Genomic DNA, 13,557 nt, shown 5'->3' with positions numbered 1-13,557 from the left:
TTAGCAGCGTTTTGAGTTTTAAAAGCGAGCAAAAAAGATCACTTAGTCGTAAATCGTTGGGATTGGCTGACGCTTGTGCTGAGTTGCCTTGTAAATCGAAACCAAACGATCGACAACTTGTTGAGAAACTGGCTTACCTTCTAAGAAGTCGTCAATCTGCTCATAAGTTAGGTTTAGTGCATCTTCATCTGCTTTCTGCGGTGCCAGTTCTTCTAGGTCTGCGGTTGGCACTTTCTTCACTAACACCTCTGGCGCGCCCAACGTTGCGGCTACTTCGCGCACTTGACGTTTGTTCAAACCAAATAGAGGGGCAAGGTCACACGCGCCATCACCAAATTTAGTGTAGAAACCAGTGACGTTTTCTGCAGAGTGGTCAGTACCTAACACCAAGCCACCGACGTAACCAGCGATCTCGTATTGAGCGATCATGCGAGCGCGTGCTTTTACGTTACCTTTTACAAAGTCTACTTTTGCCGCGTCTTCTGGCATTAGCCCTGTGCCTTCTAGTGCAATATTAGAAGCGGCATGCATACCATCAACACCTTGTTTGATGTTCACAGAGATAGAATGCGTAGGTTTAATGAATGACAACGCTAATTGCGCTTCATCTTCGTCTTTTTGCTCACCGTAAGGCAGACGTACTGCGATAAACTGGTAATCGTTGCTGCCAGTTTCTTCGTTAAGTTGGTCTACAGCAAGTTGGGCAAGGCGACCTAACGTGGTTGAGTCAACACCGCCACTGATGCCAAGCACAAGTGACTTACAACCTGCTTCTTGTAGCTTACGCTTAATAAAAGCAATACGGCGTTCAATTTCGAAATGCGGGTCAATTGACGGCAATACACGCATTTCGTCACGGATGGATTGTTCCATTTAGGGTTCCTTTTCCTGCAAATATCTTAGACACAAAAACTGCTTCGAGTGGTCATTCACCAAAGATCAAACAGTGTGACGTCGTTATCGAGCTAAAATGGTGATAAACCATTCAATTAAGGCTCGTAAACGTCGCTTTAGTGTCAAAAGCTCTAAAGATTAGTAGTATCATACCGAATTCATCAGATTAGAAAACTCTCTTCAACCAGGTAATCACCGGATATGAAAAAAATCGCCATTTTTGGTAGCGCATTTAACCCTCCTAGTTTAGGTCACAAGAGTGTTATCGAGTCTCTGAGCCACTTTGATCTCGTGCTACTCGAGCCTAGCATTGCACATGCATGGGGCAAGAATATGTTGGATTACCCAATTCGGTGCAAACTGGTTGATGCCTTTATCAAGGACATGGGGCTTTCTAATGTTCAGCGCTCAGACCTAGAGCAAGCTTTGTACCAACCGGGACAAAGTGTGACGACCTATGCGTTATTAGAAAAAATTCAAGAAATCTACCCAACTGCCGATATAACTTTTGTCATTGGTCCGGATAATTTCTTCAAATTTGCTAAATTTTATAAGGCGGAAGAAATTACGGAACGTTGGACTGTCATGGCGTGCCCAGAAAAAGTTAAAATTAGAAGCACGGATATCCGCAATGCGCTCATAGAAGGCAAAGATATCAGCACCTATACGACACCAACTGTCAGTGAACTGTTGCTCAACGAAGGCTTATATAGAGAAACATTATCTGGTAAATAAGAGGTCGGTTTTCATGGTCAGAGTAGCCGTATTTAGTGCATGCGCGCTGCTTGTGGTGACGCAAGCTAACTCCGCATGTAACTATCTTTCTGATCGCTCCGTGGTGTTTGAAGACAACACCATGCCCATCTGTGAAGAAATTTTTGATACTGTTGGTGTGCTTAGTACCGATACCTTAGACTGGTATGCTGCTGAAGCGACAGCAGAAGGACCAACAGAAAACTACTGGGAAGAGTGGGCAATCAAATCGCAAGACATTCCGTTTCTTACTCAAAACGTAGACAAAAACTATTTTGGTCTTGGTATTTGGATGCCAGAAGAGCTACGTGAAGAAGAAAACAAAATGACCACAGAAGAGTGGCTTCGCAGCCATGGTCTCATGTTCAGCATCGGTTTTGGTAATAAAGCTGATGGTGAGCCAAGAATGCGCTTCGACTATCGTTGGCACGAGTATTACGACGCCGACTGGATGATGCAAATTGAAGTGCCATTTTAGTTCATCGTTTTTCACCAATCGTTCGATGTGTGTCGTGCTTGGGTTTACTTGGGGAAATATGTGACCCTACATGAGGCAAAGAATCAGAAAAGGGCGTACCGCAAAGTACGCCCTTTTTGATCTTGTGTGAGTCTCGTGTGAGAAAACTCTATACACCGCTGACTTACAGCGCTTCACCAAACACTAAAAAGCAAAGCTGTTCGTATTCTTCTGTGTTGCCAGCAAACAAGTGCTCAACAATTTGAGATTCCTTTTTCCCAGACAACTTCATTTTTCTTGCTTCGCGCAGCGTAAGCACCAAACAAAGCTCTCTCGAAATGCGAGCTTCGCATCCTGGCTTCCACTGATTGATTGCTTGGCTGAGTGCCGAGTTTGATAGATTTGGTGAAATCGCCAGTACTTCGTGTTTAACCACAGCGAGCAAATCTAACTGGATATCAGAACGCGTTTCCGTCTTCGCCAGCTTTTCAATTAAGGCTTTCAGCAAAATCGATGGTTTGATAAAACCGGCCTGTTGAGCAAATGCATCATTCAAACGCACAGAAAAATCACAACGATGGACATGAGTGTTAGGTAAAAAAGTGAGTGAGCTCAAACATCCTTGAGGAATCCAAAAATACTGGCCGGGTTCAATGGCATACTCTTGCTTACCCAATTTGATGATCGCTAATCCGCTTACGACAGACAGTAAACTGTGCTTTAGCGATTTTTTACGCGCGGCAACGTTCAGAAAAGGGTAATTAGCGTCGTGAAATTCAATAGCGTAGTTCATTATGATCACCAGTGTTTTTGGGGCGCTAAGGGTAACGCTAAACCTAAACGATTCCAACCAGCTAACCGTAATTTTTAGCATGAGAAATTGTAGCCTAACTGGTATGACCATGTTAAAAGTATGGGTTGAAATGCTGCGAGACAGCAAAACTATGCGTAAAATGTGCCAGCTTTTTTTGATATGTAATGAATAATGACTGCCAATACCGATCCTTATATTGAAATTCGTCCTTACAATGACGAAGAAATTCCAGCAGCGCTGGATCGTCTAATCCAAGATGATGAATTTATCACTGCGATTCTCGATCACCGTTTTGAAAACAAAGCGAAATGGTTCAAAACGCTCATGAGTCCGTTCCTTCGCATTTACCTAAAAGCGAAGTGGAGCAAACTTGACTCCGTAGAAGCGATCCAAATCGAGGTGAAAAAATACCTTCAAGATACGTTGAATAAGACAACGGATGGCGTCACGTTCTCTGGTTTAGACAAACTGGATAAAAACACCTCCTACTTATTCGTGTCTAACCATCGCGATATCGCAATGGATCCCGCTTTAGTTAACTACGGTTTGTACCAAAGTGGTCACCGCACTGTGCGTATTGCAATCGGCGATAATTTGCTGAAAAAACCGTGTGCGACAGAGCTGATGCGTTTGAACAAGAGCTTTATTGTTAAGCGTTCTGCAAAAGCTCCACGAGAGATGATGAAAGCGCTTGGACAGTTGTCTGGCTACATCAAGCACTCGTTGGATACGGGCAACTCTATTTGGATTGCTCAAAAAGAAGGGCGTGCGAAAGACGGTAACGACTTTACAGATCCTGCGATCTTAAAAATGTTCCACGTTGAAGGTCGCAAGCAAAAGGTCGCGTTTGGCGAGTACATGCGCTCGTTAAAAATTGTGCCGGTCTCGATTGCTTACGAGAACGATCCATGTGACATCGCTAAGGCAAAAGAGCTATTTGAGAAAGCAGAAAACGGCCGTTATGAAAAAGGCGAGTTTGAAGACATCGAAAGCATCATCCAAGGCATTGTTGGCTACAAAGGCCGTGTTCATGTGGCATTTGGTGACGTGATTGAGCAAGAGTTTGAAACGCCAGAATCGCTAGCGAATGAAATCGACCGTCAGATACACGAGAACTATAAGTTGTATCCGATCAACTTGCTCGCTGCAGGTCGTGAAGATTCAAGCATTATCACAGAAGCGGTGAAACGTCAGCTTGCTGATAAGCTAGAACAGCTACCAGAAGGCGCAAGACCGTATCTTGTTGCGAGCTACGCTAACCCAGTAAATAACCAAGATTAGTCGCTGCGTATACTGCCCAAATGAGTTGGGCGCATTCCAACTACTCCAATGCAAAACACCTCGTATTGAACGAGGTGTTTTTGTCTCTGCGTATCTCTTTTTGTCTATCCAATTAGCGCGCGACTGCGCCACCTAAGGTCAGATTCTTTGGCCACTTGGTTATCTTATTGCCACCCAAAAAGATGTTGCCTTTTACCGTCATTGTGTCGGGAAACTCGGTCAGGGCCGATCCACCAATGTAGAGGTTGCCATCGACCACCAACCCTTCTGGCAGCGCTTTCAGTGGCGTTCGGATCACACTCAAATCACCTTTTACTCGAAGTTTTGCCGGAAGTGTCTTTAACGGAGTATCGGTCAGGTTCAAATACCCACCCAGCTTTACCCCTTTGGGCCAGCTTTCAATCTTACTACCAAGTAAGTTAGCGTAACCTTTGATTTTTACGCCCGACTTGATTGTTTTCAGGGCGCTATTTTTCGCGTCTAAGCTGCCACCAACGTCTAAGCCCTTAGGCAGCTGAGTCATTGGCGTTTGGGAAATGTCCACATTCCCTTTTATGACCAAGCCAGATGGGAGTTCAGTGTATGGCTTGTTTCGAAGATCTAGATTGCCATAGTTGTCGATATGGCCAAATTTGGAATAGTAATCGAGCTCGTAAGCACTAGGAGACGAGCTAAATGCAATTAACGCGAGGGCGAAAGGGATGAAACGCATAACGATTACTTTCCAATAAAAAACGATAAAAGCATAACCTAAAGAGTCAGTGACGGCTATATCGGCCTGAACTTAACTCGCCGTTGTTCGTAACGACGTGGAGGAATATCTGAGAATTAGAAGTAAGAACAAATTGCTAGAATATGAGATTCTGCCAAGAACCTGAAATACTTCCTTGCTAGTATTGTTCGGGCATAAGGGGATATTCATGAAGTTTAAAAGAGTTTCTATTTTTACTCTGAGCGCCATGGTCGCGCTATTGTCTGGTTCAGTTTTTGCCAAATCTTACAGCACGCCGGAGTCAAAGGCTTTGGTGGTTGCTGATGGTAAAATAGGCCAGCGAATTTGTTACTACGAAGATAAAGCCTATACCGCTGGTGCGGTAATCAAAGTCGATGATGTGCTTTTGGTGTGCTCTGATGAAAACGACTACGAAACCAATGGGTCGTTAAAGTGGGTCGTGTTGAAGCAAAAGAAGTGATTTAGATAAGAATAAAGCGAGCTCGTTGCTCGCTTTAAATTGAATTAACGCGCTAGAGAGCGAGTTTTCAGTTCAAAAATAAGCTTTTCTGCACTTACTTCAAACTTGAATCGAGCGGTTAGCTCTTTAGATTCTTCTGTCAGCTCTGACACATTGTATTCAACGCCAGCGCAGACTGATTTAGCTAGTTCGATGTATTTCGCTAACTCAGACTCTAATGCATCTTTAGTCTCTGCGAAAATCGTTACGTCAGCAACCTCGTCGCCTTCTTTGATGATGAAACCAATCTCACCAGCACAGCCACAAGCTTCACATACTTGGCTTTCTTCTAATTCGACACTCATAACGAATCCTCTTGTAAAAACTAAGGGTATTCTAGCAGGTATTTGATCTGTATCTACAAAAATGAGCAGTTTCGTATAAAAATACAACAGTATGTTGTTTTGTTAATTGCCGGTTAACGATTGGGTGAGTAAGTCAACAATAACGTTAATGTGATATGTATCAACATTTAAGAGCAATTAACCAACATACTAACGAGATTTGGGTCAGGCCAGTTGAACTAGGGGTAAATTTATAAGACTATTTCTTGATTGATTATTTCTACATAATTATCATTCTTGGTCTTTGAATAGTTTCAATGAATAATTTGGCGCAAGGTTTTGATGCAATTCACTTTTCGCCTGATTTTAAGCGACGTGTATTGACACAAATATCACCGTAAATTGCACGTTACGCAGTGCAATTTCGTTATGATTGAGGGCCTAACGTTACGTTAGGAAAGCACAGTACATAATGCTGAGGATGATTTCATTCTGGCCTCATTTAATTGTGAGTTAGATGGATTTACAAAGAGAAGAGCTTAAGTATGCCAAAGCGTAGTAAAGAAGATACCGAAATCACTATCCAGAAGATCATGGATGCCGTTGTTGATCAATTGCTAAGACTTGGTTACGACAAAATGTCGTATACGACGTTGAGTCAGCAGACAGGTGTATCGCGTACAGGTATTAGCCACCATTTTCCTAAGAAAACGGACTTCACCGCAGCACTAGATGGTCGTATCTTTAAAATGTTTATCGAACATCTAGAGTTCGAAAAAGGTTTAGATGCGTTTTCACAGAGCTGGATTAAAGCTTTAGAAGACTCTGAATTCTTAGCGATTTTACGACTACTATTCCATCACATTGTTACGTCTGAAAGCGCTCACGAATTTGCAGCAAATGGCATTGATCGTCTGTACAAGATGGTAGAAAGCCAGTTTGGCTCAGGTGGAGATAAAGAACTGGAATGGTTGATTGGACGCTCGCTGATTCAAATGAGCAAATAATCAAAAATTACAAAAAGCCCCGCTAATTATTAGCGGGGCTTTTGCGTTTCTGAGGGGAAATTTAAACAAGTGAGTGGCAGACTGGCTAGTGCTCGAAAGCGCTTCTTAAAGAGGCTCTGCGCCTCTTTAAGCTATGCCGCAGCGTGGACTTGAGGAAAGTTCAGAGTCGGGTGTTTTGTCACGATAGATCGATACCCATAAACTTGTTCAATACGTTCGGGCGTTAGGGCTTGCCAAGGGTTGTCATCGCATACAAGTTTGCCGTTATGGAGCAACACAAGTCGGTCTGCGTATTGTGAGGCTAAGTTCAAGTCATGCAATACGACAACCACCGCAGCGTTCTGCGCTTTTGCCGCCTCACGAGCAATTTTAAGCGTGTTGTGCTGGTGGGCGAGATCCAGTGCCGACGTCGGTTCGTCCAACATCAGAATCTTTTTGTCACCAGATTGATGCAGTTGCGTTAGCACTCGAGCCAAGTGCAAACGTTGCTTCTCTCCGCCTGAGAGGGCAGGGTACAAGCTTTCCGCTAAGTGCAGAACATCGGTTTTTTGCATGTAGTGTAGGGCAAGTTCAGTCGTTTCTTTGTTTGAAAGTGACAAAGGGATCGCACCGAGTTCGACCACCTCTCGTGCCAAAAATGGAAAAGTGAGCGTGCTGTGCTGTGGCAGCATGGCGAGGTGCTTTGCTATCTCTTCAGGTTTCCAGGCTTCTTTAGGCTCGCCAAAATAGTCAATCTCGTTGTGTGATGGAATCTCACCACACAGAAGTTTAAGTAGTGTACTTTTCCCCGCGCCGTTTGGCCCCAATAACGCCGTCACTTCGCCGGCTCGAATATCGATGCTGATGTTATCAAGTACTACTCGATGGCCGTATTTCATTGAAATACGGCCAGATAAAACCACGTTATTCATTACAGAATCTTCCCTCTTTGCTGGAACAGTAAGTAGATGAAAAATGGCGCACCAATGAGCGCTGTTACGATTCCGACAGGTAATTCGGCTGGTGCTAATAACACTCGCGCGATCATGTCTGCACAGGTCAGCAGTAAAGCCCCTAATAACGCCGAAATAGGTAACAGTGTGCGATGATCTGGGCCTGCTAGCATGCGTCCGAGATGTGGGATAACCAAACCGATAAAGCCGATTGCCCCGCAGATACTTACTGTGACACCAACGCCTACGGCGGAAAGCAGAATGAGCTGACGCTTCAATTTTTGTACCGGAACGCCCAAGTGGCGAGCTTCTGATTCACCAAGCAATAATGCGTTTAAAGACATGGCTTTTTTGTGAAACCAGAAAAGTAGCACCACGAGAGTCACAGAAGCTAAGCCAATGCCTGCCCAGTTTGCGCCCGCAAGCGAACCCATCGACCACAACGTTAAATCGCGCAGCATTTGGTCATCCGCAGAAAAGTTGAGAAAGCCGATCGCGGCACCTGAAAGTGCACTGATCGCCACGCCAGCGAGCAGCATGATCGTGACGGACGTACCAAACTTATTCGTACCGAGCCAGTACACCAGCACCGTTGTCAGAGCACCGCCCAGAAAAGCAAATAATGGCAACGCTGCTAAGTTCATGAGTTGAGGATGGTTTTGGCTAAACTCAGCAAAAACGACGATGGCAAAAGCTCCGCCCAACGCCGCACCGGCAGAGACCCCAATAATGCCGGGTTCTGCCAATGGGTTTCGGAAAAGCCCTTGCATGACCACCCCACAAATTGCGAGGATTGCGCCGATGAACATACACAAAATCGTACGAGGCAGGCGAATCTCATTGATAACGAGTTGAATGTGCGGTGCCAGCTCTGAATGCGCGCCAATTAAGCCGCGCAGACTGTCTGTGAAACTAATGTTCATCGGGCCGACGGTTATAGAAGCGATGGCGATAAACGCTAAAAATCCAGACAGCGTAATCAGCGTGGTTGATAAAGGAATACGTCGTAACAGCATCGAAAATCTCTATGGGTAAAGCAAGGCATTGAGACGTTTAGCCTCTGACAAGCTTTTTAGTCCCAAACCGCCAACCAAAGCGTGTCCATCAATGGTGATGATGTTCTTTGTCTGGCCTGCTGGTGTTGCTGCAAGTAACGGCATCGCCTTTAAAATGGCGTCTGCACCGCCCATGGTCTCATAGCTGCGGCCACTAACTAAAATGACATCGGGTTGCATTTCTACCATCGCTTCGGTGGACAGTGGTTTGTAAGAGGTTAGTTTTTTCGCCGCAGGATTATCACCGCCTGCTAACGCGATGATGGCGTCTGGCGTGGTATCCAAGCCTGCAACATTGGCTGGGCGACCTTCGTGAATAAGCAAAAACAGCACTTTCTTTTTAGCAGAAGGTGCAGGCTGATTCGCTTGCAAAGATTCGACTTGCGTTTTTACCTCTTGCTTCAAGTTTGTTGCTTGAGACTCACGGTTCATGATCGTTGCAATCTGGTCGATACGATGCAAAAGCCCGTCAACGTTGGCTTCTGTATTGACTATCTCGACATCCACACCTACCGACTTTAGTTGATTTAAGGTGGTTGTTGGGCCCATCTCATCAGAGCCAATTAACTTGGTTGGGCTCAGTGCCAATAACCCCTCAGCTGAAAGTCGGCGATGATACCCAACGTCGGGTAACTCCATGCCTTGAGGCAAAGTACTGGTTACATCAACGGCGACCAAGCTGTCTTTCGCATCGAGCGCAAGTAGTAGTTCGGTAACGGCGCTGCCCGCACTGACGACGCGTTCTGAGTTTGGGGCGTTGTCGGCAAAAAGGTTCGTGCTTGCAAGTAACAGAGCGGCAGCAGTCAACGCAGTGCGCACTGGTGATAATGTGTTCTTCATGAAAATGTTCTCAGTTTTATGTTCTTGTTATGGCGACTCTTCAGTGAGCAATTGAGTCGCCTGAATTCCGTTTTCTTGCAAAAAGCCAAGAAGCTGAACAAGTGATTGAATATTGGCTGTTTTTTCTGCACCAATCACAATAGGTTTATCGGTCGATTTACTCTCTTCTAGCAGCGCGAGAGTGAAGTTTTCCCAATCGATGTACGTTTGTCCGTTGATCGCCCAATAAGGCTCATCCTTGAGGATATTAACGGTAATCGACTGCTTATCGACCTCTGCAACGGCCTGGGAGTCGGTGCTTGGCAGCGCGACATCTAATGAATCGAGTTTGACTGCGGCGGTAAGCATCAAGAAAACCATCACAATAAAAATGATGTCTAACAGCGGTGTTAAATCTGGTGTTAAGCCGTTGCGGTTATTGTCTTGTGGTACTTTGATCATGAAGCTTTTGCCTCAGCCGTTTTGGTGACACTTACCGTTGTTTTTGTTTTTTCTGGAGACACGTGCTGCAGGGAAATGCCTTCAAGCCACAAATTCACGTAGTTGAGAGTATGCTCAAGTTTGGCGAGTACGCGGTCAGCCCACAAACCGATGATTTGTGCGCCAGAAATAGCAGGTAGGGCGATGATCAAGCCTGCGGCCGTTGTCCGCATGGCTAAACCCAAGCCGTCAGCCAAATCGTTAGGTGTGATGTTCCCAGTTGAAACCGCGATGCCTTTAAACATCTCAATCAATCCCAATACTGTGCCGAGAAGACCAATTAGCGGGCTGATTACGCCGATCAACGTCAGAAGGCGAAGACCAGAATGCAGTTGATGACGCTTTTCTTGCAGCCACATGCCCGCCGCGTCTTCACGCAGCGATTTAGCGAATGAGTGGTGAGCCAATAGCATTGCTACACCGCGATAAAGCAAGGGACGCTTGCCCGACAACTCATCGGCCAGCGCTTCAATATCTCGGCTGTTGGTTGGGTCTAGACTAGCCAAATGTTGACGAATGGCACTTTTGCCAACGCCAAGACTGATGAATACTTGGAAGAGTCGTTCTGCAATGATCATGACGGTGAGTGCTGAGCAAATGATCAAAGGCCATGTCATAAGACCGAACTGAGTTTGTAATTCTTGTAGCTGTTCCATTATCCTTCCAACTTAAAACGAACTGGTATTTGTACTCGGTGAGCCACTTTTAGCCCGCCTAAAATATGTGGTGTAAATTGCCATTGTTTAATGGCTCGCAGTGCTGAGGCATCCAGCGACTCGGTGCCAGATGATTCAAGCAAAACATGTTTGATTTGGTTGCCATTTTCATCGAGCCATACCTCATACAAGGCTGCGCCTTCGATACCGCGTCTTTGTGCAGATCTTGGATAGCGGGGCTGCGTTGGTTGACTCACAAACGTTGGTTTGTCGACCAAAATAGGCTGAGATGTTGCCCCTTTGGATTGGCTCGCTGATGCAGTTTGCTGAGTAACCGTATCTTTCTTCACCGGTTCTATTTTTTTCTTCGGTTCGGCTTTGGGCTGAGTTTCTTGCTTGGCAACCGTTTTGGTTGGTTCCACTTTCTTAGGTTGCTTAATTGGCTCTGGCTTTTTCTCGACCACCTTTTTCTTCACCGCCTCTTTTTTGACAACCTGCTTCTTAACGATCTTCTTTTCAGGCTCAGGCTGTTTTTGAGGCTGTGGCTCTTTTGGTGGTTCCACATTCTCTGGTGTGGGCTTTTCGATCGTTGGCGGTGGTGCAGATACAAGGTTGAGGCTTACCGAGCTTGCTGGGTTTCCAGCAGGCATTGCGAACACTTTGTTCTCTTGCGAGACAAAAAGAAGTGCGGCATGAATGACGAGAGAGGCGCCTCCTGCAATGACATATCTTTGTACGTTCACGGGTTATTCTCGGTAGTACTATGAAAACTTGAGGCGATTATTACTTACAATCGAAATAAGATCAATTATCAATTGCATTATCATTACTGTCAAATTATGATCCTTGCAGTTTTTTTGAGATTAGCCTCTATCCCTTATGTGGTGGGGTTTAAGTGAGTATATATGAGCGTCGATATTGATAAATTTGACGAATCAGTTCTGGGCAGCGATAGCCCTGACCCCCTGAGATTTGCTTTTGTGAAGAAGCACTCGGCTCATGCTGGCGGAGCGAGCGTGCCAGTACCGCCACCTCAACAAGCAGGGGTTTTGTCGAGCATTACTTCTGACCAAAACGTGAGAAACAACAAACGCTGTTTGTACATTCACGTACCATTTTGCCGTGTTCGCTGCACTTTTTGTAACTTCTTTCAGAATGCGGCCAGTCGCAAACTTGTCGATGAGTACTTCGCTGCTTTAATGCAGGATTTGAAGGATAAAGCAGCACTTCCTTGGACGCAAAGCGGCATCTTCCATGCGGTTTACATTGGTGGTGGAACGCCGACCGATCTTTCTCCCGAACAAGTTCGCGTGCTGGGGCAGGCCATTCATGATTATTTCCCTCTCGCGTCTGATTGCGAAATTACTTTAGAAGGGCGCATCAATCGTTTTTCCGATGAGTTGTATCAAGGTGCGTTAGATGGCGGCTTTAATCGCTTCTCTTTTGGTGTGCAGAGCTTCAACACTCAAGTTCGTCGCAGTGCAAAGCGTCTTGATGATAGAGAAGACGTACTTAAACGCGTTTCGGAACTGGCGAAGGAAGACAAAATCCCAGTCATCATCGACTTGTTGTACGGCTTGCCTTATCAAACCAAAGAAATACTTGAACAAGATCTTAACGATTTTATGTCGACAGGCGCGCATGGCTTGGATTTGTATCAGTTGGTCGTGGGTGGAACTGCGCCAATGCTCAATCTCGTTGAAAAAGGCAAGATCCCACCACCAGCGACGACGCCAGAGAAAGCGGGCATGTATGAGCTAGGTGTGAACTTTATGGCGAAGCACCATATGAAGCAGTTGAGTGTTAACCACTGGGCCGTCGATAACCGTGAGCGTAGCCTATACAACAGCTTAGCCAAGACGTACGCAGAAGTGTTGCCGATTGGATGCGGTGCTGGTGGCAACATTGGCGGCTACGGGATGATGCTGCACCGCACTTTAGACACCTACATCAAAGCGGTGAATGAAGGGCAAAGTACGATTGCGATGATGATGAAGCACAGCCCATTAGAGCCATTATTTGCAGCGCTAAAATCCGGGTTTGACCGAGGCATTGTTCAGGCAAGTAAACTGCCGATGTTTATGGGTAGCGATACGTTCGATTTTCTCATGCCGCTGTTTAAAGTATGGCAAGACAAAGGTTTAGTTGAGCTTCAAGAGCGAAGCTTAGTGCTTACTTTAGCGGGCAGTTTTTGGGCCGTTTCGTTAGCGCAAGCCTGTATTCAGGTACTGACATCAGAGATGAACGAAAGCGTGCCAAAAGTATCCAATAATTAATGAAGACAAATTGAAGAAAAGATGGAAAACAAAATGGAATCAATCAAGCAACAGGTAGAAGCTCTATTGGAACAAGAACCTCAACTTCTGCCTGCCGCAATGGCAGAGCGTTTAGGTGTGACAGAATTTGATGTTGTCGCAGCACTGCCGCAAGAGATGGTTGCGATTGCTCCGGGTGAACAAGCGCAAACAATCCTTGAAAGCCTAGTTGGCTTTGGCCCAGTGACGACGATCGTACACTCCTTCGGCTCCATTTTCGAAGTGAAAGCGCCTTTTCCGAAAGGCAAAGTTGCGCGTGGTTATTACAATCTAATGGGGCGAGAAGGTGAGCTGCATGGTCACCTCAAATTGGATAACGTGAAAAATATCGCGCTGGTCAGTAAACCGTTTATGGGACGTGAAAGTCACTACTTTGGCTTTTTCTCTGAATGCGGCAGCAATATCTTCAAAGTGTACTTAGGGCGTGACGAAAAACGCGAACTTATTGCTGAGCAGGTAACGGCGTTTCGCGCCATGCAAGCTGAGCTAAATCATTAACAAAGATAGCCAGTCGTCGCGGCTTTTACGTTCAAGAACGTGAGAAGTCGCGACCACGA

General features: G+C 45.6%; 17 protein-coding genes. 7 read left to right on the top strand and 10 right to left on the bottom strand.

Going from position 1 to position 13,557, the window contains the following annotated elements; all coding sequences use genetic code 11:
* Positions 1-42: 42 nt before the first annotated feature.
* On the bottom strand, positions 43-873 hold the full coding sequence (nadE, locus tag BIW15_RS18715; protein ID WP_030000442.1) for an ammonia-dependent NAD(+) synthetase: 831 nt from the start codon (positions 871-873) through the stop codon (positions 43-45).
* A 222-nt stretch (positions 874-1,095) separates the two neighbouring features.
* Between nadE and BIW15_RS18710 the strand changes: the two genes are divergently transcribed.
* Both BIW15_RS18710 and BIW15_RS18705 read left to right on the top strand, forming a co-directional pair.
* Positions 1,096-1,629 (top strand): nicotinate-nicotinamide nucleotide adenylyltransferase, encoded by a 534-nt coding sequence (locus BIW15_RS18710; RefSeq protein WP_005480803.1) that lies wholly within the window; start codon positions 1,096-1,098, stop codon positions 1,627-1,629.
* Between the two features lie 13 nt (positions 1,630-1,642).
* Positions 1,643-2,125, top strand: coding sequence for a hypothetical protein (locus BIW15_RS18705; protein ID WP_005480810.1), 483 nt, complete (start codon positions 1,643-1,645; stop codon positions 2,123-2,125).
* A gap of 163 nt (positions 2,126-2,288) precedes the next feature.
* On the opposite strand, the gene BIW15_RS18700 is transcribed toward BIW15_RS18705, so the two are convergent.
* Positions 2,289-2,897 (bottom strand): AraC family transcriptional regulator, encoded by a 609-nt coding sequence (locus BIW15_RS18700; RefSeq protein ID WP_005480809.1) that lies wholly within the window; start codon positions 2,895-2,897, stop codon positions 2,289-2,291.
* A 192-nt stretch (positions 2,898-3,089) separates the two neighbouring features.
* On the opposite strand from BIW15_RS18700, the gene BIW15_RS18690 reads away from it, so the two are divergent.
* Positions 3,090-4,199, top strand: a complete 1,110-nt coding sequence (locus BIW15_RS18690) for a 1-acyl-sn-glycerol-3-phosphate acyltransferase (RefSeq protein WP_005480805.1) — start codon at positions 3,090-3,092, stop codon at positions 4,197-4,199.
* A gap of 112 nt (positions 4,200-4,311) precedes the next feature.
* Here BIW15_RS18690 and BIW15_RS18685 read toward each other — a convergent pair whose 3' ends face one another.
* Positions 4,312-4,911 (bottom strand): hypothetical protein, encoded by a 600-nt coding sequence (locus BIW15_RS18685; protein WP_077281436.1) that lies wholly within the window; start codon positions 4,909-4,911, stop codon positions 4,312-4,314.
* A gap of 208 nt (positions 4,912-5,119) precedes the next feature.
* Here BIW15_RS18685 and BIW15_RS18680 point away from each other — a divergent pair, with 208 nt between their 5' ends.
* Positions 5,120-5,392 carry a YnjH family protein gene (locus BIW15_RS18680; protein ID WP_005498191.1) on the top strand — a complete coding sequence of 91 codons (273 nt, stop codon included), beginning with the start codon at positions 5,120-5,122 and terminating at the stop codon, positions 5,390-5,392.
* A gap of 44 nt (positions 5,393-5,436) precedes the next feature.
* Here BIW15_RS18680 and BIW15_RS18675 read toward each other — a convergent pair whose 3' ends face one another.
* Positions 5,437-5,736 carry a YfcZ/YiiS family protein gene (locus BIW15_RS18675; protein ID WP_005488152.1) on the bottom strand — a complete coding sequence of 100 codons (300 nt, stop codon included), beginning with the start codon at positions 5,734-5,736 and terminating at the stop codon, positions 5,437-5,439.
* A 524-nt stretch (positions 5,737-6,260) separates the two neighbouring features.
* Between BIW15_RS18675 and BIW15_RS18670 the strand changes: the two genes are divergently transcribed.
* Complete coding sequence (locus BIW15_RS18670) at positions 6,261-6,722, top strand: TetR/AcrR family transcriptional regulator (protein WP_005481342.1); 462 nt, start codon at positions 6,261-6,263, stop codon at positions 6,720-6,722.
* 131 nt (positions 6,723-6,853) lie between these two features.
* Here BIW15_RS18670 and BIW15_RS18665 read toward each other — a convergent pair whose 3' ends face one another.
* Genes BIW15_RS18665 through BIW15_RS18640 form a run of 6 tightly spaced genes read right to left on the bottom strand, consistent with a single transcriptional unit; the run spans position 6,854 to position 11,428 of the window.
* A complete protein-coding gene (locus tag BIW15_RS18665; protein ID WP_077281435.1) occupies positions 6,854-7,633 on the bottom strand; it encodes a heme ABC transporter ATP-binding protein in 780 nt (259 codons plus the stop codon).
* Positions 7,633-8,670 carry an iron ABC transporter permease gene (locus tag BIW15_RS18660; RefSeq protein ID WP_005488163.1) on the bottom strand — a complete coding sequence of 346 codons (1,038 nt, stop codon included), beginning with the start codon at positions 8,668-8,670 and terminating at the stop codon, positions 7,633-7,635. Before BIW15_RS18660 ends, BIW15_RS18665 begins: the two co-directional genes overlap by 1 nt.
* 9 nt (positions 8,671-8,679) lie before the next feature.
* Positions 8,680-9,549 carry a hemin ABC transporter substrate-binding protein gene (locus tag BIW15_RS18655; RefSeq protein ID WP_077281434.1) on the bottom strand — a complete coding sequence of 290 codons (870 nt, stop codon included), beginning with the start codon at positions 9,547-9,549 and terminating at the stop codon, positions 8,680-8,682.
* 27 nt (positions 9,550-9,576) lie between these two features.
* Complete coding sequence (locus tag BIW15_RS18650; RefSeq protein ID WP_005454456.1) at positions 9,577-9,990, bottom strand: biopolymer transporter ExbD; 414 nt, start codon at positions 9,988-9,990, stop codon at positions 9,577-9,579.
* Positions 9,987-10,685 (bottom strand): MotA/TolQ/ExbB proton channel family protein, encoded by a 699-nt coding sequence (locus tag BIW15_RS18645; RefSeq protein ID WP_005488176.1) that lies wholly within the window; start codon positions 10,683-10,685, stop codon positions 9,987-9,989. Before BIW15_RS18645 ends, BIW15_RS18650 begins: the two co-directional genes overlap by 4 nt.
* The gene (locus BIW15_RS18640) at positions 10,685-11,428 is read right to left on the bottom strand and encodes an energy transducer TonB (protein WP_077281433.1); all 744 of its coding nucleotides are present in this window, start codon (positions 11,426-11,428) and stop codon (positions 10,685-10,687) included. The genes BIW15_RS18645 and BIW15_RS18640 overlap by 1 nt, the downstream gene beginning before the upstream one ends.
* 162 nt (positions 11,429-11,590) lie before the next feature.
* Here BIW15_RS18640 and hutW point away from each other — a divergent pair, with 162 nt between their 5' ends.
* Both hutW and hutX read left to right on the top strand, forming a co-directional pair.
* Positions 11,591-12,961, top strand: coding sequence for a heme anaerobic degradation radical SAM methyltransferase ChuW/HutW (hutW, locus tag BIW15_RS18635; RefSeq protein WP_077281432.1), 1,371 nt, complete (start codon positions 11,591-11,593; stop codon positions 12,959-12,961).
* Positions 12,962-12,994: 33 nt separating this feature from the next.
* Positions 12,995-13,498, top strand: coding sequence for a heme utilization cystosolic carrier protein HutX (gene hutX / locus BIW15_RS18630; RefSeq protein ID WP_043043411.1), 504 nt, complete (start codon positions 12,995-12,997; stop codon positions 13,496-13,498).
* Positions 13,499-13,557 lie beyond the last annotated feature (59 nt).

The organism is Vibrio sp. SALL6 (assembly GCF_002002385.1).
GTDB lineage: Bacteria > Pseudomonadota > Gammaproteobacteria > Enterobacterales > Vibrionaceae > Vibrio > Vibrio parahaemolyticus.
This window is presented reverse-complemented; position numbering and strand designations above follow the sequence as displayed.